This is a genomic window from Tenacibaculum dicentrarchi (assembly GCF_964036635.1).
Lineage (GTDB): Bacteria > Bacteroidota > Bacteroidia > Flavobacteriales > Flavobacteriaceae > Polaribacter > Polaribacter dicentrarchi.
The window spans coordinates 477,501-497,051 of record NZ_OZ038524.1; the positions used below are offsets into that span (position 1 = coordinate 477,501).

General features: G+C 32.5%; 10 protein-coding genes and 2 rRNA genes (1 of these 12 cut by a window edge). 9 read left to right on the forward strand and 3 right to left on the reverse strand.

Annotated elements, in window-relative coordinates:
• From ABNT14_RS02120 to ABNT14_RS02160, 9 genes are all read left to right on the forward strand, one after another.
• A 23S ribosomal RNA gene (locus tag ABNT14_RS02120) occupies positions 1-1,785 on the forward strand; it begins 1,091 nt to the left of the window's first position.
• A 105-nt stretch (positions 1,786-1,890) separates the two neighbouring features.
• Positions 1,891-1,999, forward strand: a 5S ribosomal RNA gene (gene rrf, locus ABNT14_RS02125).
• A gap of 900 nt (positions 2,000-2,899) precedes the next feature.
• Positions 2,900-8,218 carry a gliding motility-associated C-terminal domain-containing protein gene (locus ABNT14_RS02130; protein ID WP_348719391.1) on the forward strand — a complete coding sequence of 1,773 codons (5,319 nt, stop codon included), beginning with the start codon at positions 2,900-2,902 and terminating at the stop codon, positions 8,216-8,218.
• A 6-nt stretch (positions 8,219-8,224) separates the two neighbouring features.
• Positions 8,225-9,112 carry a PorP/SprF family type IX secretion system membrane protein gene (locus tag ABNT14_RS02135; protein ID WP_101907117.1) on the forward strand — a complete coding sequence of 296 codons (888 nt, stop codon included), beginning with the start codon at positions 8,225-8,227 and terminating at the stop codon, positions 9,110-9,112.
• An 88-nt stretch (positions 9,113-9,200) separates the two neighbouring features.
• Complete coding sequence (locus tag ABNT14_RS02140; RefSeq protein ID WP_348719392.1) at positions 9,201-10,805, forward strand: gliding motility-associated C-terminal domain-containing protein; 1,605 nt, start codon at positions 9,201-9,203, stop codon at positions 10,803-10,805.
• A gap of 6 nt (positions 10,806-10,811) precedes the next feature.
• Complete coding sequence (locus ABNT14_RS02145) at positions 10,812-11,699, forward strand: PorP/SprF family type IX secretion system membrane protein (RefSeq protein ID WP_101902272.1); 888 nt, start codon at positions 10,812-10,814, stop codon at positions 11,697-11,699.
• Between the two features lie 205 nt (positions 11,700-11,904).
• Positions 11,905-14,001, forward strand: coding sequence for a phosphate acetyltransferase (gene pta, locus ABNT14_RS02150; protein ID WP_101907114.1), 2,097 nt, complete (start codon positions 11,905-11,907; stop codon positions 13,999-14,001).
• A gap of 22 nt (positions 14,002-14,023) precedes the next feature.
• A complete protein-coding gene (locus ABNT14_RS02155) occupies positions 14,024-15,226 on the forward strand; it encodes an acetate/propionate family kinase (protein WP_101902271.1) in 1,203 nt (400 codons plus the stop codon).
• Positions 15,227-16,015 (forward strand): tRNA pseudouridine(38-40) synthase TruA, encoded by a 789-nt coding sequence (locus tag ABNT14_RS02160; protein WP_101902270.1) that lies wholly within the window; start codon positions 15,227-15,229, stop codon positions 16,013-16,015.
• Here ABNT14_RS02160 and ABNT14_RS02165 read toward each other — a convergent pair.
• The 3 genes from ABNT14_RS02165 to ABNT14_RS02175 are packed head-to-tail and all read right to left on the reverse strand — an operon-like array spanning position 16,007 to position 19,477.
• Positions 16,007-17,671, reverse strand: a complete 1,665-nt coding sequence (locus tag ABNT14_RS02165; RefSeq protein WP_101902269.1) for an ArnT family glycosyltransferase — start codon at positions 17,669-17,671, stop codon at positions 16,007-16,009. The genes ABNT14_RS02160 and ABNT14_RS02165 overlap by 9 nt on opposite strands.
• Positions 17,668-18,531: a lysylphosphatidylglycerol synthase transmembrane domain-containing protein gene (locus tag ABNT14_RS02170; protein WP_215099715.1), complete on the reverse strand. Its 864-nt coding sequence runs from the start codon at positions 18,529-18,531 to the stop codon at positions 17,668-17,670. The genes ABNT14_RS02165 and ABNT14_RS02170 overlap by 4 nt, the downstream gene beginning before the upstream one ends.
• Positions 18,524-19,477 carry a glycosyltransferase family 2 protein gene (locus tag ABNT14_RS02175; protein ID WP_101902267.1) on the reverse strand — a complete coding sequence of 318 codons (954 nt, stop codon included), beginning with the start codon at positions 19,475-19,477 and terminating at the stop codon, positions 18,524-18,526. The genes ABNT14_RS02170 and ABNT14_RS02175 overlap by 8 nt, the downstream gene beginning before the upstream one ends.
• Positions 19,478-19,551 lie beyond the last annotated feature (74 nt).

Below are 19,551 nucleotides of genomic sequence, written 5' to 3' on the forward strand. Positions count from 1 at the left end.
GCTTGGAAGCAGCCATTCATTTAAAGAGTGCGTAACAGCTCACTAGTCGAGCGGTTTTGCATGGATAATAATCGGGCATAAACATATTACCGAAGCTATGGATTTATACTTTGTATAAGTGGTAGGGGAGCATTCTATTTGCGCCGAAGGTGTTCTGTAAGGAATGCTGGAGCGGATAGAAAAGAAAATGTAGGCATAAGTAACGATAAAGGGGGCGAGAAACCCCCTCACCGAAAGACTAAGGTTTCCTCAGCGATGCTAATCAGCTGAGGGTTAGTCGGGTCCTAAGGCGAATCCGAAGGGAGTAGTCGATGGATAACAGGTTAATATTCCTGTACTTCTTATAATTGCGATGGGGTGACGGAGTAATGAAAGCACCGCGAACTGACGGAATAGTTCGTTGAAGCATGTAGCTATTAGAACAGTAGGCAAATCCGCTGATCTAGGTGAAATGTGATAGTACAACAAATCTTCGGATGCGTTGATAGTGTGCCTAAAGGCTTCCAAGAAAAACCTCTAAGCTTCAGATTATGAGAACCCGTACCGTAAACCGACACAGGTAGTTGGGATGAGAATTCTAAGGTGCTCGAGTGATTCATGGCTAAGGAACTAGGCAAAATCGACCCGTAACTTCGGGAGAAGGGTCGCCCATCTTCGGATGGGCCGCAGTGAAAAGGTCCAGGCGACTGTTTATCAAAAACACAGGGCTTTGCTAAATTGAAAGATGATGTATAAGGCCTGACACCTGCCCGGTGCTGGAAGGTTAAGTGGAGTTGTTAGCTTCGGCGAAGCAATGAAATGAAGCCCCAGTAAACGGCGGCCGTAACTATAACGGTCCTAAGGTAGCGAAATTCCTTGTCGGGTAAGTTCCGACCTGCACGAATGGTGCAACGATCTGGACACTGTCTCAGCCATGAGCTCGGTGAAATTGTAGTATCGGTGAAGATGCCGATTACCCGCAGCGGGACGAAAAGACCCCGTGAACCTTTACTATAGCTTCGTATTGGTTTTGGATAAGTAATGTGTAGGATAGGTGGGAGACTATGAAGCGGCGTCGCTAGGCGTTGTGGAGTTGTCCTTGAAATACCACCCTTTGCTTATCTAGAATCTAACTCAGCAATGAGAACAGTGCGTGGTGGGTAGTTTGACTGGGGTGGTCGCCTCCAAAAGAGTAACGGAGGCTTCTAAAGGTTCCCTCAGCACGTTTGGTAACCGTGCGTAGAGTGCAATGGCATAAGGGAGCTTGACTGAGAGACATACAGGTCGATCAGGTACGAAAGTAGAGCATAGTGATCCGGTGGTTCCGCATGGAAGGGCCATCGCTCAAAGGATAAAAGGTACTCCGGGGATAACAGGCTGATCTCCCCCAAGAGCTCACATCGACGGGGGGGTTTGGCACCTCGATGTCGGCTCGTCACATCCTGGGGCTGGAGAAGGTCCCAAGGGTTGGGCTGTTCGCCCATTAAAGTGGCACGCGAGCTGGGTTCAGAACGTCGTGAGACAGTTCGGTCTCTATCTGCTGTGGGCGTTAGAAATTTGAGTGGATTTGACTTTAGTACGAGAGGACCGAGTTGAACTAACCTCTGGTGTATCTGTTGTTCCGCCAGGAGCATTGCAGAGTAGCTACGTTGGGAAGGGATAAGCGCTGAAAGCATATAAGCGCGAAACCCACCACAAGATGAGATTTCTTTAAAGGGTCGTGGAAGATTACCACGTTGATAGGATACAGGTGTAAAGGCAGTAATGTCATAGCCGAGTATTACTAATAACCCATAGGCTTATGTAGAAAGTCTTGCGCTCGTAAGGGCGCAAGCGAAACTCTTTTGATTATTTACGATGTAATTTTTACCAATATGTTAACTTATACAGTTGAAATATACTGAAACGATTTAAGGTGATTATCGCAATGGGGCTCACCTCTTTCCATCCCGAACAGAGAAGTTAAGCCCATTTGCGCCGATGGTACTGCCAATGGTGGGAGAGTAGGTCGTTGCCTTTCTTTGAAACCTCAATCTTTTTAGATTGAGGTTTTTTTTGTGTCTTATTTTTTTGTTTTTCTAAAAAAAATATAAAGATTAGTTTATTTACCCAAAGTTAAAATTCTTATTAAATAGTAGTGAGTTAGACCTCACAGGTTTTAAAACCTGTGAGGTCTTTTTTGTTTTATCGTAGTTCCCTTTTTGATGGGATGCTGAACTAACTAAATTAAGCATGACGTTTGTTTAATTTTTGAAGGAAAAAATTACTCGTACTCGGACTAACAGGGTAGAGATTGGTGGAATTATAATTGATGTATCGATTTATGAAAATTAGCAAAAATGCCTAGCCCCGATTGAAGCTTTGTTTGAGCTCTTTTTTTGATTTTTCTTCAAAAAAAAGCGAGTGCGGAAAGCGGGAAATTGCTTCAAAAAATAGAAATGTCTTGCACTAAATTGAACTAGAAATGGTAAAATTATAATTTTTTAAACTAAAAGAACCTGTCGTATTCAATATTTTATTTAATTAGATAGCGATTTTTATGATCCTCTTTTTTATTGTTAAGCTTTTTTAAATAATAATTTTCTTGATTTTATGTCAAAAAGCAGCGGATAAAAGGCTTTTTTTTATTCATTCTAAATTTTTTATAAAAAATAATTCGCATTTGTATAGTGTTTAAGAAAATACATTAACCTGTAGTTCAGATTATTACATTATGAGTTCCATAGTATTTTAAATGAAAGAGTTGTTAGTATTATATAATTGTTAAAATAATGTGAATTTCAATCTTTATTTAGAATAAATAAATATAAATTTGCGCAAAAATAATCAAAACATGTTGTTTAGTAAATCTATTAGGGGTAATAAAATATTCTTTATTAAAAGTATTCTGCTCTTCTTTTGTTTAAATTTTAGTTTCTTTTTGTCGGCACAAAATGTATCTATAGGTGGTGGTGGAAGTACTGGTGATAATTCTGTTATTAATATTCGAAAAAGTAATAATTATAGTCAGATTATTTATTTAGGTTCGGAGATAAAACAAAGCGGAAAAATAGAAAGTCTTACTTTTAAATTAAATACAACTGGTAATATAGATATTAGTTCATTTAGAAATTGGACAGTTCGATTAAAGTTAATTTCAAGAAGATCAAGTGAATTTGATTACGGTAGAGGTCAGACTGTTAAGAAATTTAGTGGATTTACTGAGGTATTTAATGGGAGTATTCAATACGATAAGAATACAGGCTATGTAAAAATCCCTTTTAGTTCTAGTTTTAATTACGTTAAACATAAAAATTTAGTCGTAGAAATTACAGAAAATACCCCTGGAGCAATGTACATACCATATTACCCTCCTACTCCTTCGCCTAAATTTAAGGTTTTTTGGCCGGGTGGAGATAGATTTGGTTATAGAACTGCATATAGTTATATTACTCATGATCAAATTAGGTATGGTTTACTAAAAGAAAATTCTACTCCTCAAGTAATCATAGGGTTTAAAGCTGTTGTAAATACTCCGCCTGTAAAAGCATCGGAATTACATTCTACTCTTAGTGTTGACAAGCCTGTAATTGGGGCTAATAATAAAGAGATAGCTACGATTACTGTTGTTCTAAAAGATAAAGATGGGAAAAAATTAAATAAATCGGGAGGGAAATTAAGTTTTTCACCTGTTGGCATTTCAAATATTACAGATAATGGGGATGGTACTTATACTGCTAAATTTAAAACAAACACTCCTAATGATTATAGTTTTACAGCTACTATTACTAGTGCCGATAAAACCAAAGTAACAATAAAAACTCCTGCAAATATTAAAGCTACTAAAGTTATGGAGGTTACTGTAGGTACTGGTGGTTGTGGACAATCGGTACAATCTAACAGTCCTGCAAAATATGATAACGGAAGTTGGAATGGCGGCAAAAAAAATAGTTGGTCGCTAATGTTATATAAGGCAAGTGATCTAAATAATTTAGCAGGAAAATTAACTACGATTGGTTTTTATACTGATTGTAAAAATAAAGCATATAAACGTGCTAAAAAACAGCGTGTTTATGTAAAGGAGGTTAGCGAAAACGAAATTACAAATAATAGCCATCCTGATTTGAGTACTTTTACAAAAGTATTTGATGGTGAATATACTTGGAAATCAGGTGCTAGTTTTGATACTTCTAGAAGTGATATTACACTAACGGAAGAGTTTGTGTATTCTGGAACAAAAAATTTATTAGTCTATTACGAAAATGAGTCAGGAATAGCAATGGGTATGTTTAGTTCTATTTCATTTTTATGGGATAATAAAGGAGAGAATAGAGTTGCTTATGCTGGATATAAAAACAATAGTAAAAAAACGACTAAAGGAACTATTTCTAAAGAGCTTCCTATTGCTTATTTTAAATTTAGCCCCGCGTCAATACCAATACAGCCTGTAATCAGCATGCAAAACCCGGCAGAGGCGAGTATTTGTGAAAATAACAGTTTTACTTTTTCAGATATAAGTGTTACTGAAAATCCAAATTTAAAATGGACAACAGATGGTTCGGGTACTTTTGAAGATGATGCCAAATTGTTATCAAAATATACACCTAGCGATCAAGATGTTATTAAAGGTTTTGTTACGCTTAGTTTAACAGCTACAAAAGGAAAATTAAGCGATACTAAAACGTTTAAATTAAATATTCAAGCCGAAGCAAAAAGTGCAGGATTAGATGGAGCATTAACTGTTTGTAAAGGAATAAATCCTACAAATGATGAGTTATTCGCTGCTTTAAAAGGAAATCCTGAATTGGGTGGAACTTGGACAAAAAACGGCTTGGTACATACCTACACACAAACTACTAATTTAGGTTGTAATAATAAATCTGCAAGTGTAACTGTTGATGAAGAATCCGATGCAAAAAGCGCAGGATTAGATGGAGCATTAACTGTTTGTAAAGGAATAAATCCTACAAATGATGAATTATTCGCTGCATTAAAAGGAAATCCTGAATTGGGTGGAACTTGGACAAAAAATGGATTGGTACATACCTACACACAAACTACTAATTTAGGTTGTAATAATAAATCAGCAAGTGTAACTGTTGATGAAGAATCCGATGCAAAAAGTGCAGGATTAGACGGAAGATTAACTGTTTGTAAAGGAATAAATCCTACAAATGATGAGTTATTCGCTGCTTTAAAAGGAAATCCTGAATTGGGTGGAACTTGGGCAGAAAATGGCTTGATACATACCTACACACAAACTACTAATTTAGGTTGTAATAATAAATCTGCAAGTGTAACTGTTGATGAAGAATCCGATGCAAAAAGTGCAGGATTAGACGGAGCATTAACTGTTTGTAAAGGAACAAATCCTACAAATGATGAATTATTCGCTGCTTTAAAAGGAAATCCTGAATTGGGTGGAACTTGGGCAGAAAATGGCTTGATACATACCTACACACAAACTACTAATTTAGGTTGTAATAATAAATCTGCAAGTGTAACTGTTGATGAAGAATCCGAAGCAAAAAGTGCAGGATTAGATGGAACATTAACTGTTTGTAAAGGAATAAATCCTACAAATGATGAATTATTCGCTGCTTTAAAAGGAAATCCTGAATTGGGTGGAACTTGGACAAAAAATGGATTGGTACATACCTACACACAAACTACTAATTTAGGTTGTAACAATAAATCTGCAAGTGTAACTGTTGATGAAGAATCCGATGCAAAAAGTGCAGGATTAGATGGAGCATTAACTGTTTGTAAAGGAATAAATCCTACAAATGATGAGTTATTCGCTGCTTTAAAAGGAAATCCTGAATTGGGTGGAACTTGGGCAGAAAATGGCTTGATACATACCTACACACAAACTACTAATTTAGGTTGTAATAATAAATCAGCAAGTGTAACTGTTGATGAAGAATCCGATGCAAAAAGTGCAGGATTAGACGGAAGATTAACTGTTTGTAAGGGAACAAATCCTACAAATGATGAGTTATTTGCTGCTTTAAAAGGAAATCCTGAATTGGGTGGAACTTGGGCAGAAAATGGCTTGATACATACCTACACACAAACTACTAATTTAGGTTGTAATAATAAATCTGCAAGTGTAACTGTTGATGAAGAATCCGATGCAAAAAGTGCAGGATTAGACGGAAGATTAACTGTTTGTAAAGGAATAAATCCTACAAATGATGAATTATTCGCTGCTTTAAAAGGAAATCCTGAATTGGGTGGAACTTGGACAAAAAACGGCTTGGTACATACCTACACACAAACTACTAATTTAGGTTGTAATAATAAATCTGCAAGTGTAACTGTTGATGAAGAATCCGAAGCAAAAAGCGCAGGATTAGATGGAGCATTAACTGTTTGTAAAGGAATAAATCCTACAAATGATGAATTATTCGCTGCTTTAAAAGGAAATCCTGAATTGGGTGGAACTTGGACAAAAAATGGATTGGTACATACCTACACACAAACTACTAATTTAGGTTGTAATAATAAATCTGCAAGTGTAACTGTTGATGAAGAATCCGAAGCAAAAAGCGCAGGATTAGATGGAGCATTAACTGTTTGTAAAGGAACAAATCCTACAAATGATGAATTATTCGCTGCTTTAAAAGGAAATCCTGAATTGGGTGGAACTTGGACAAAAAACGGCTTGACACATACCTACACACAAACTACTAATTTAGGTTGTAATAATAAATCAGCAAGTGTAACTGTTGATGAAGAATCCGATGCAAAAAGTGCAGGATTAGACGGAAGATTAACTGTTTGTAAAGGAATAAATCCTACAAATGATGAATTATTCGCTGCTTTAAAAGGAAATCCTGAATTGGGTGGAACTTGGACAAAAAACGGATTGGTACATACGTATACACAAACTACTAATTTAGGTTGTAATAATAAATCAGCAAGTGTAACTGTTGATGAAGAATCCGATGCAAAAAGTGCAGGATTAGATGGAACATTAACTGTTTGTAAAGGAATAAATCCTACAAATGATGAATTATTTCAAGCATTAAAAGGAAATCCTGAATTGGGTGGAACTTGGACAAAAAACGGCTTGATACATACCTACACACAAACTACTAATTTAGGTTGTAATAATAAATCAGCAAGTGTAACTGTTGATGAAGAATCCGAAGCAAAAAGTGCAGGATTAGATGGAACATTAACTGTTTGTAAAGGAATAAATCCTACAAATGATGAATTATTTCAAGCATTAAAAGGAAATCCTGAATTGGGTGGAACTTGGACAAAAAACGGATTGGTACATACCTACACACAAACTACTAATTTAGGTTGTAATCCGAAATCTGCAAGTGTAACTGTTACTGAAGATACAGCAAGAAATGCTGGTGAAAATGGAATGTTAACTGTTTGTAAAGGAACAGTTTTAACAGAAAAACAATTGTTCGATGCTTTAGAAGGTTCTCCTGATCTTGGTGGAACTTGGACATCAAACGGCTTAATATATACCTATACACAGGTAGCTAGTTTGGGATGTAATCCTAATTCTTCAAGAGTAATTGTGATGGAGCAATCCGAAGCAAAAAGTGCCGGAACAGATGGAACTTTAACTGTTTGTAAAGGAACAAATCCTACGGGGAAACAATTATTTGATGCTTTAGGAGGTTCTCCTGAAACTGGCGGAACATGGAGGAATAATGGCTTAGTACATACCTATACACAAACTACAAGTTTAGGTTGTAATCCGAAAAAAGCAACTATTACAGTTAAAGAAGAAACGGATGTTAAAAGTGCTGGTGAAGATGGTGTTTTATCAATATTACAGGGTTATGAGCCAACGGAAGAAGATTTATTCACAGCCTTAAAGGGATTCCCTGATACGGATGGTTCTTGGTCTAAAAACAATAGTAATACTTACACTTATACTGTAACATCGACCAGCCCATGTACAAAAAATAAAACAGCTACAATTCGTGTAAAAAGGAATCAAGAAGTGGCTAATGGATTTTCACCAAATGGTGATGGTGTGAATGATACTTGGATAGTACTGCCAGATGTTGCAAATAAATATCCAAAGAATATTATGCGTATTTACAACAGACACGGGAATTTAGTGTATAAGGCGCTTACCTATAATAATGATTGGGATGGTACTTCTAACGGAAAAATAACGATAAATAAAGAATCAAAACTTCCCGTAGGTTCTTATGTCTATATTTTAGAGTTAAACAACGCTACAAAAAAGGTTTTAAAAGGCTGGGTTTATATAAATTACTAAACAAAAATGATGTTATTAAAAAAATTAACCTTCGTGCTATTAATCACGTTGTCTTACACGGGTATTGCTCAAAACAATGTAGATTATTCATTGTATAATTATAGTTTAAACTTAATAAATCCTGCTTTTGCAGGGCAAAAAAATAATACGGAATTATTAATTTCATCTAGAAAACAATGGTCAGGAATTCCTGATTCACCAAAAACAAGTACTTTTTCTTTAAATATTCCATTAAAAGGAGCTGTAGGGCTAGGTTTAAGTGTGGTTAACGATAAAATATTTGTGTTTAATCAAACGGTTGTAGCTTTAGATTTTTCTTACAAGCTTAAAATGTCTAGAGATCACGATTTATTATTTGGTATAAAAGCCAAAGGAAATATCTATAGTGGTAGCATTGATAAAATTAGAACAGCGCAAAGTAATGATGCATTATTTTCGGTGCCTATTAATAAATTTAACCCAAACTTTAGTATTGGAGCTGCTATTGTTCATGAAGATTATTACACTCATTTATATATTGATAATTTACTGACCGATAATCTGTATGAATTAAAAAGAAAATCAAAAAATAAAAACCATTATAATGTTAATATAGGTGGTGGATATACATTCGAATTAAACGAAATATTAAAATTAACACCATCGGTTTTGGTTCGTTTTATTGAGGGTGCGCCTTTGTCTTTTGATGTAAATACGGTTTTAAATATAAAAGAGCTTTATAATGTAGGAATGTCATATTCATGGAATAATTCAGTTCAATTAAATAGCTTAATATCGGCAACAAAATGGTTTGATATCGGCTATGGATACAACTTATATTTAAATGATTTAAGTACCTATCAAAATGGAACGCATGAAATATTGCTTCGTTTTAATATAGATGAAATATTATAAACGACATCACCTTTGATAAATAGACTCTTACAACTCCTTATAAAAGAATAAAAATATGCGTTATAGTAAATACTCTGGGACAAAAAAAATGTTCGTTTTAAAAAATACCCTACTCTTTTTTTGTTTAATTTTTAGCTTCTTTTTATCGGCACAAAAAATTAGTGTTGGTAACAATGAAGGTGTAAGTGAAAACATGCCTCTTGCTTTGCATAAAAATGGTAATTATAGTCAATTTATATATCTAGGTTCTGAAATTAAAACATCGGGAAATATTAAAAGTCTTACATTTAAATTAAATACTACAGGTAATTTAAACATTGCTTCTTTCAATAGATGGACATTAGGGTTGAAAGAAATTGCTGCTAAAACAACGGAGCTTAGCACTTTTAGAAATTCAGTAACTCCCTTTACTGGTTTTACACGAGTATTTGACGGAAATATACAATATAACCAAGCTAACGGAGAGGTAACGGTTGTTTTTTCGACTCCCTTTAAATACAATCATACTAAAAATTTAGTGGTTGAAATTAATGAAAATTCGGGAGGGCAGATGCCGTATGATTATAATAAACCTACTCCTAAATTTCAAATTTTTTGGACAGCTGGCTATCGTGCAGGTTATAGAAATAAATATGGATATGTAGGTAGTGATCACTCATATTATGGCTTACTTAAAGAGCGTAAAGTACCTAGGGTAATTATCGGATTTAAGCAAGATCAAGTTACGCCGCCTGTAATTACTATGCAAAACCCGGCAGAAGCTAGTGTTTGTAAAAATAATAGTTTTGTTTTTTCTGATGTAAGTGTTACCGAAAACCCAAATTTAAAATGGACAACAGATGGTTCTGGTGTTTTTGAAGATGATACCAAATTATTATCAAAATACACACCTAGCGAGCAAGATGCGACTAAAGGTTTTGTAACCCTTACATTAACGGCTACAAAAGAGTCAGTTACAGCGACTAAAACCTTTAAATTGAGTATTCAATCCGAAGCAAAAAGTGCCGGAACAGATGGAACTTTAACTGTTTGTAAAGGAACAAATCCTACGGGGAAACAATTATTTGATGCTTTAGGAGGTTCTCCTGAAACAGGTGGAGTTTGGGTTTCAATCGGCTTAGTACACACTTATACACAAACTACAAGTTTAGGTTGTAATCCGAAAAAAGCAACTATTACAGTTAAAGAAGAAACGGATGTTAAAAGCGCTGGTGAAGATGGTGTTTTATCAATATTAAAAGATTATGAGCCTACTGAAGAGGAGCTTTTTGCAGCCTTAAATGGCTTTGCAACTACTGATGGTTCTTGGGTTAAAAAGAACAGTAATACCTATATTTATACAATCACTTCAACAAGCCCGTGTGTAAAAAACACCAGCGCTACAATTCGTGTAAAAAGGAATCAGAAAACGACAAACGCATTTTCGCCAAACGGTGATGGCGTGAATGATACTTGGATGATATTAGCAGATATTGCAAATAAATACCCAAAGAATAAGATGTGTATTTATAACAGACACGGGAATTTAGTGTATAAGGCGCTTAGGTATAACAATGATTGGGACGGTACTTCTAACGGAAAAATAACACTAAGCAAAAAATCAAAACTTCCTGCAGGTTCTTATGTCTATATTTTAGAGTTAAACAACGCTACAAAAAAGGTTTTAAAAGGCTGGGTTTATATAAATTACTAAACAAAAATGATGTTATTAAAAAAATTAACCTTCGTGCTATTAATCACGTTGGCTTACACGGGTATTGCTCAAAACAATGTAGATTATTCATTGTATAATTATAGTTTAAACTTAATAAATCCTGCTTTTGCAGGGCAAAAAAATAATACGGAATTATTAATTTCATCTAGAAAACAATGGTCAGGAATTCCTGATTCACCAAAAACAAGTACTTTTTCTTTAAATATTCCATTAAAAGGAGCTGTAGGGCTAGGTTTAAGTGTGGTTAACGATAAAATATTTGTGTTTAATCAAACGGTTGTAGCTTTAGATTTTTCTTACAAGCTTAAAATGTCTAGAGATCACGATTTATTATTTGGTATAAAAGCCAAAGGAAATATCTATAGTGGTAGCATTGATAAAATTAGAACAGCGCAAAGTAATGATGCATTATTTTCGGTGCCTATTAATAAATTTAACCCAAACTTTAGTATTGGAGCTGCTATTGTTCATGAAGATTATTACACTCATTTATATATTGATAATTTATTGACTGATAATCTGTATGAGTTAAAAAGAAAATCAAAAAATAAAAACCATTATAATGTTAATATAGGCGGTGGATATACATTCGAATTAAACGAAATATTAAAATTAACACCATCGGTTTTGGTTCGTTTTATTGAGGGTGCGCCTTTGTCTTTTGATGTAAATACGGTTTTAAATATAAAAGAGCTTTATAATGTAGGAATGTCATATTCATGGAATAATTCAGTTCAATTAAATAGCTTAATATCGGCAACAAAATGGTTTGATATTGGCTACGGATACAACTTATATTTAAATGATTTAAGTACCTATCAAAACGGAACGCATGAAGTATTGCTTCGTTTTAATATAGATGAAATATTATAGTAAAATAAACGATGTTAACAAACAGCCTCTTAAAATATTTTAAGAGGTTTTTTTATGAGTTGAATAGTTATATAAAAAAAAATAGCTATTTTAAGCCTTGTAATTTTTATGATTTTTTGTCTATTATAAAGCCGTAATTTATACTAACAATTATCATGAAAAAGTAATTTTAATTATTCTAGTTTTGCAAAAAAATAAAATAAAAATGAATAAAGCTGTTTATATTGCTGCAAGTGAAGCTAATTCAGGTAAATCAATGCTGAGTTTAGGTTTGATGCAATTATTGCTCAGAAAAAAACCTAAGGTTGGTTATTTTAGGCCTATTATAGATAATCCGATAGCAGGTAAAAAAGACAATCATATAAATACCGTTCTTAATTATTTTAAAATTAAGTGTGCTTATGACGATTGTTATGCTTTTACACGATCAGATTTAATCAATAAATTAAATGATGATAAAGAAGATGAAGTTATTGGTGAAATTATTGAAAAATATAAAATTTTAGAAGAACAAAATGATTTTGTAATAGTAGAAGGAACTGATTTTTCAGACCACGGAGCTGTTATTGAAATGGATTTAAATGTTTTAATTGCTAAAAATTTAGGGATTCCTGTAATTATAGTTTCTGGCGGATTAAATAAAACATTAGGTGATTTTATTCAGGGTTTACGCTTAACCTACGATTCTTTTGTAAACAAAGATGTTAAAGTAATTTCGGTTGTCGCTAATAAAATTGAAGAATCGAATATTGATATTATCATTAAAGAAGTTGGAAAAAACTTACCAAAAGATATTTCTATTAATGCAATCCCTATCAATAAAAAATTAAATAACCCAACCATTAAAGAGCTTTCAGATAGAATTGATGCTAAAGTTTTATTTGGTGAAAATTATTTAAATAATATTACTGGCGATATAAAAGTAGGAGCCATGCAATTGGCAAATTATTTGCATCATTTAACGGAAGATTGTGTAATTGTTACTCCTGCCGATAGGTCTGATATTTTATTAGGAACGTTACAGGCAAATATTTCAACGAATTACCCGCCAATTTCTGGGGTTGTTTTAACAGGGGGAATTGAACTAAATCCATCAATAATTAAATTAATTGAAGGTTTAGAGAAAACCGTACCTATTTTATGGGTAAAAGAAGGAACTTTTGCAGTTACTACAAAATTAGGAAATGTAAGAGCGCATATTTACGCCGAAAACGTTGATAAAATAAAAAGATCTATCAATATTTTTGAAAAATATGTAGATGTTGCCGCTTTAAATGAAAAATTAATAACCTATAAAGGAACCGATGTTCTTACGCCAAGAATGTTTCAATATAATTTATTGAAAAAAGCAAAACAGGTTAAAAAACACATTGTGTTACCTGAAGGAAATGATGATAGAATATTAATTGCAGCATCACAACTTCAAAAAACAGGAGTCGTTAAATTAACTATTTTAGGAAAAAAAGTACTTATTCAGGCAGCTGTAAAACGTTTAAATATTTCTTTTGATTTTGATGAAATTGATATTATAAATCCTATTGAATCGGATTATTTTAGTGATTTTTCAAATACTTTATTCGAATTAAGAAAACACAAAGGGTTAAGTCCTGCTATGGCAGAAGACTTAATGGCTGATGTTTCTTATTTTGGAACCATGATGGTACATAAAGGTTTGGCTGACGGAATGGTTTCAGGAGCTGCACATACTACGCAACACACCATAAAACCGGCATTACAATTTATTAAAACAAAACCTGGATATTCGGTAGTTTCATCAATATTTTTTATGTGTTTAGAAGATAGAGTATCTATTTTTGGCGATTGTGCAATTAACCCAAATCCAACGGCGATACAATTGGCAGAAATTGCTATTTCATCGGCAGATTCGAGTATTGCCTTCGGAATTGACCCGAAAATAGCGATGTTATCGTACTCATCAGGCGCTTCAGGAAAAGGTGAAGATGTCGATACTGTTCGAGAAGCAACAGCGATTATCAAACAAAAAAGACCCGATTTAAAAGTAGAAGGTCCTATTCAATATGACGCGGCTGTAGATCCATCTATCGGAAAAAAGAAAATGCCAGATTCAAAAGTAGCAGGGCAAGCAAACGTGTTAATTTTCCCTGATTTAAATACAGGAAATAATACTTATAAAGCCGTGCAAAGAGAAACAGGAGCTTTGGCAATCGGACCAATGTTACAAGGTTTAAATAAACCTGTAAACGATTTAAGTAGAGGGTGTACTGTTGATGATATTTTTAATACCATAATTTTAACCGCAATTCAAGCACAAGATCAATAAGCTTTCTAATACAAAATAAAACATGAAAATATTAGTTATAAATTCAGGTAGTTCATCAATAAAATATCAATTAATTCAAATGCCACAACAGCAGGTTATTTGTGCAGGTTTAGTTGAAAGAATTGGCTTGAAAAAAAGCGTTGTTCATTATAAATCAGAAGAAAATAAAAGTAAAGAAATTTCTGATATTAAAAATCATAAAGAAGGTTTACAAAAAGTAGTTAATTTATTATTAGATGAAAAAATAGGCGTACTTACCAGTACAAATCAAATAAATGTCGTGGCCCACAGAGTTGTTCATGGTGGTGATTCTTTCAAAAAAACAGCCGTAGCAACTTCAGAAGTTAAAAAGAAAATTGAAGAGTTATTTTCATTAGCACCGCTTCATAATCCTGCAAATTTAGAAGGAATACAGGTTGCCGAAACTATTTTTACAGATGCTATTCAAGTGGCAGCTTTTGACACGGCATTTCATCAAACCATTCCTGAAAAAGCGCATAAATTTTCTATTCCCAATAAATTTTTAACAGAAAATAAAATAAGATTATACGGTTTTCACGGAACAAGTCATAAATATGTTTCTGAAAAAGCCATCGAATATTTGCATAAAAACAACTGTTTACAGCAAGAAAAATCTAAAATTATAAGCATTCATTTAGGAAACGGTTGTAGTATTACGGCTATTGAAAATGGAATTAGTATTGACCATAGCTTAGGTTTTAGCCCTGTTACAGGTTTAATTATGGGTTCTCGTTCGGGTGATATTGACCATTCGTTAATTTTCTATTTAATAGAAAATTTAGGCTATGATGCTAAATATGTATCAGATATGTTGCAAAAGCAAAGCGGAATGTTAGGTTTAACAGGTTTTAGCGATTTGCGTGATATTGAAGATGCGGCTGAAAAAGGCGATAAAAATTGTCAGTTAGCCCTCGATATGAATGCTTATAGAATTAAAAAATATATAGGTTCTTATATTGCGGTCATGAATGGTGTTGATGCGATTGTTTTTACCGCTGGAATTGGCGAAAATTCAATACTTATCAGAAAATTAACCTGTACAGGGTTAGAATATTTTGGTATTGAGTTAGATGAAAATAAAAATGATGTAAAAGCCAGAGAATTAACAGAAATTCATAAAGAAACATCCAAGGTAAAAGTATTGGTAATTCCAACCAATGAAGAATTAGAAATAGCAACACAAGCATACGATTTATTACAATAAATGAATTACAAAAACACGTATTTAGTTACCATTCAGTATTTAGGATTTCGTTTTCATGGCTGGCAAAAACAGCCAAATTTAAAAACGGGGCATTTATTTTTAGATAAAACGTTAAAATTTATTTTTAAAGGAATCCGCTTAAAAAGTTTGGGGGTCGGTAGAACCGATGCAAGAGTATCGGCTACTCATTTTGCATTTCAATTATTTATTGACGAAACCGTAGATTTTGAGCAGTTTATGATTGATTTCAATGCAAACGCTCCAGGTGATATGCGGGCATTAAAAATTGAAAATATTGATAAAAAATTCAATATAATTCAGCATCCGAAGCTAAAAGAATATCGCTATTATTTTTCTTATGGCGAAAAAAATCATCCGTATGCCGCACCTTTTTTAACTCGTTTTAGAGATGATTTAAATATCGAAATAATGAAAGAAGGCGCGAAATTATTTGAGGGTTTTCATAATTTTAAAAGATATTGTACAAAACCATCCGAAGAAACAAAGGTGGAAAGAACAATTGAATATTGTCGCATTGAAAAAAACACCGAATTAACAGCTTCTTTTTTTCCTAAGGAAAGTTTTGTCTTAATTGTTAGGGGGGAAGGTTTTTTAAGAAATCAAATCCGTTTAATAATGGGCGGATTACACAGTTTAGGAAAAGGAGAATATGATTTAGAATTTATAAAAGATAGTTTAAATCCTGAAACAGACATTGAATTTATTAAAAATATCGCACCCGCTTCAGGATTACACTTGCATAAACTAGATTTTAAAAAACTAGTTTAAAGATGGTTTAATTTTTAGAAGATAAATTTTTCTTAGTTTTGAAGCTCTAGTTTTTGGATTTAAAAACTTTAAATTCAATCTTGTTACTCGAAAATGATTTACTTCGTACTTTTCACTAATTACAAAACCATCTTCTTTAATAGTTTCCAAAGAAACATTTCGAATCAAAAGCCACACTTCTTTATCCATCTTTTTTAATGTTTGTTTGGTCAGATGAGGAGTGTTTCTTTGTGTGTAAAAATCAAATATCCAACAAATATCATCTTCATATAAAAAAACATCGTCTAAATTTATGCTATCATTTTTATTGACAATTTCAGCAATTTTGATACCACCCTGATATTCTAATAATTCAGGGTAAAAATAAGAATTTAGTATGAAATTGACCAAAATCATCAATAAAACGGAGTTTATGACTATTTTATTGGGAAAATCTTCGTTTTTAAAGATACTCAATAAAAGAAATAATAATAAAATAAAACTCACTAATATGATTAAAATATTTGGTGTGTTAAAAGTGAAAAATAACAGTAAAAAACTGATAATAACAATTAACGATGTTAGGAAATAAACAATTCCAGTAAATATTTTTAATGTTTTTTGTTGCGTATCTTTCTTTAAATTATATAAAATCCCTGCCGTAAAAACAGCTAATAAAGGCAATAACGGGTTTAAATAATGTGGCAATTTGAATTTAGAAAAACTGATGATAAGAAGTGTTATTAAAACACTCCCAATAGTTAGAAATTCGATTCCTGAGGTTTTTTTACAGTTGTTTTTTATCCATTTTTTTAATTGATAAAACATTCCGTAATACATTAAAAATGCCCACGGTAAAAATACCCAAAGCAAGGAATGAAAAAAGAAAAAATAATCGGGGCTACTTTGATTAAAACCTTTTGCTGTAGCTCTATTTACATTTTGTTTCCATAAAATAAATTCAACACCTTCCCAACCAAATTGAATATAATACGCATATAAAACAGGCGTAATACTTAAAAAGAAAACCAAAAAAGCCAATAGTATTTTATACGAAAAAAGTACTTTGTATTTTTTAGTATAGATAATTTGACTAAAAATTGCAAAAACAATAATGGCAACACCATAAAAACCTTTTGTTGAAAAAGAAATTCCCATGGCAATTGCTCCCAAAACAATATTGACTGTTTTTTTAGTCGATACATATTCAAATAATTGCCATATCGCAAAAATGGTAGCACCTGTTAAAATAGCATCTGTACGCACATCATGATTGGCTAAAATAATAGATTGACTTGTTAAAAAAATCAATGAACCGTAGTGTGCAACGCTTTTATCATATAGTTTTTTAGTTAATTGAAAAACTGAATATGCACCAATTATTGTCGCCAATATAGACGGAATTCGATATGCCCATTGGTGTAATCCGAAAATTTTAAAGGAAAGTCCTGCTAACCAAAAGTGCATGTGAGGTTTATCTAAATACGGATTTTCACCTTTTAATAATTCAGCAAAATTATCGGATAAAAACATACGCATTCCCATGGTTGCATGTTGTGCCGAATCATTTGCCATTAAAGGAATAAACATTCCTATAAAATAAACGAATCCTAGTAAAATATATAAATATTTACGATTTTTTTGCTCGTAAAAAAAGCTCATTAAATAATTTTTCATTTTATAGAAGTTGTTTTTAAATCTAATTTATAAAGGATAAAAAATACGCCAACTAAAGATAATAATGCCGTAATAATGTTAAAAGAAAGTCCGATACTAATGGCAATGGCTTCATCAGTTCCTAAAAAATTAGAAGCTTTTAAAAAAACATATTCTCTTGCACCAAAACCAGCAAACGAAACGACAGAGAGTACCGAAGAAATTAAAAAAGTGAAACAATATCCTAAAATATTGGCAACATTTAATTTAAAAGCAAGCATAAAACTAATAATTGTTCCTAGTTGAAATAATTGAATTATTATCGAATAGAAAAAACTACGGCTATAATAGTCGTTTATTTTTTTGAAAATTCGTGCTAAAATTATTTTTCCCAAGAAAAATGACAATACACAAGCAATAATTCCAATTATCAAAATTAATGAATTTGAGAAAAATAAATAACTCGACATTAACAGTACTAAAATTAAAATAGCCAATAAACCGATTAATCTATCGATAAAAACACATTGTGTGAGTTGTTTGGCTTTCCACCCGAATTTTTTATGTAGGATAAAGACTTTATAAGCATCACCTCCAACACCTCCAGGAATGAAAAAATTATAGAACATTCCAACAAAATAAAGTTTTAAATTGCTGGAATGTTTTAATAAAAAATCATTTTGATGAAAAATATAATTTAATCGAATTGATGATATAAATTGTGAAAAAACAAATAAAACAATTGATAATAAAAGATAAAAAGTATCTGAATTTTTATATAAAGCGACTATTTGATTAAAATCAATTTTTGTAAACACAAAGTACAATAGCAGAAAACTTATGCCAATTTTTGCAATTGTTTTAAATAATTTTTTATGCACTGGTATGAATTTTTCGAATTGCGTAAGGGCGTTTGCTTTGCGACTCGTAATAAGTTCTCATTAATAAATCGGCAATAATACCAACGGTGAAAAACTGAATGCTGATAACCACAAAAATTACCCCAACAATTAATAACGGTCGTCCCCAAATATTTTCTCCTAAAAGTTTTAAAATAAGTAAGTAAAAGTTAATTCCTAAGCCGATAAGCATAAAAAATAATCCGAAATTACCAAATAAATGAATTGGGCGTTGTAGGTATTTTCTTTGGAAGATAATTAAGACAATATCGTTAATTACTTTGATAGTTCTACCTAATCCGTATTTTGAAACACCGTGCATTCTAGCGTGATGTTTTACAGGGACTTGGGCAATTTTAGCACCATTCAAATGTGCTAATAAATTAATAAAACGGTGCATTTCACCATATAAATTTAAACTTTTGGCAATATCTTTCTTGAAAACTTTAATCGCACAACCTTGGTCTTTTAAATCTAAACGAGTGGCTTTTCTGATTAAAAAATTTGCAATTTTTGAAGGGAAAGTTTTAAAAATAGAATCTTTTCTTTTGGCTCTAACTCCTGTAACTACGTCCCAATCTTCACTGTGTGCTTTTTCAATCATGTGCGGAATATCCGAAGGGTCATTTTGCATATCGCCATCAAGGGTTACCACATAATCACCTTTTGCATAATCGAGACCTGCTGCTAACGCTAAACTTTGTCCGTAATTTTTACGAAGTTCGATAAGCACTACATTTGGATTTTTCATATCATTGATTTTTTTCTTGGTACTATCGGTAGAAAAATCATCAATAAAAATTATTTCATAATCAAAACCTTGTAAACTATCATCGATTCCTTTTGTTAAAGGAATTACGTTATCTTCCTCGTTATATACGGGGATAAGAACAGAGATACAACCAAAGTTTTTTTTGTTAGCTAGCATAGATAATTATTTTGTGGGGCAAATTTACTATAATTTAGGATAACTTACGATAAAGATTTAGAGTAACGAACCTT

Coding starts and splice junctions, on each gene's coding strand:
- ABNT14_RS02140 (WP_348719392.1), top strand. CDS start 9,201: ATGTTCGTTTTAAAAAATACCCTACTCTTTTTTTGTTTAATTTTTAGC.
- pta (WP_101907114.1), top strand. CDS start 11,905: ATGAATAAAGCTGTTTATATTGCTGCAAGTGAAGCTAATTCAGGTAAA.
- ABNT14_RS02135 (WP_101907117.1), top strand. CDS start 8,225: ATGATGTTATTAAAAAAATTAACCTTCGTGCTATTAATCACGTTGTCT.
- ABNT14_RS02145 (WP_101902272.1), top strand. CDS start 10,812: ATGATGTTATTAAAAAAATTAACCTTCGTGCTATTAATCACGTTGGCT.
- ABNT14_RS02155 (WP_101902271.1), top strand. CDS start 14,024: ATGAAAATATTAGTTATAAATTCAGGTAGTTCATCAATAAAATATCAA.
- ABNT14_RS02175 (WP_101902267.1), bottom strand. CDS start 19,477: ATGCTAGCTAACAAAAAAAACTTTGGTTGTATCTCTGTTCTTATCCCC.
- ABNT14_RS02165 (WP_101902269.1), bottom strand. CDS start 17,671: ATGAAAAATTATTTAATGAGCTTTTTTTACGAGCAAAAAAATCGTAAA.
- ABNT14_RS02160 (WP_101902270.1), top strand. CDS start 15,227: ATGAATTACAAAAACACGTATTTAGTTACCATTCAGTATTTAGGATTT.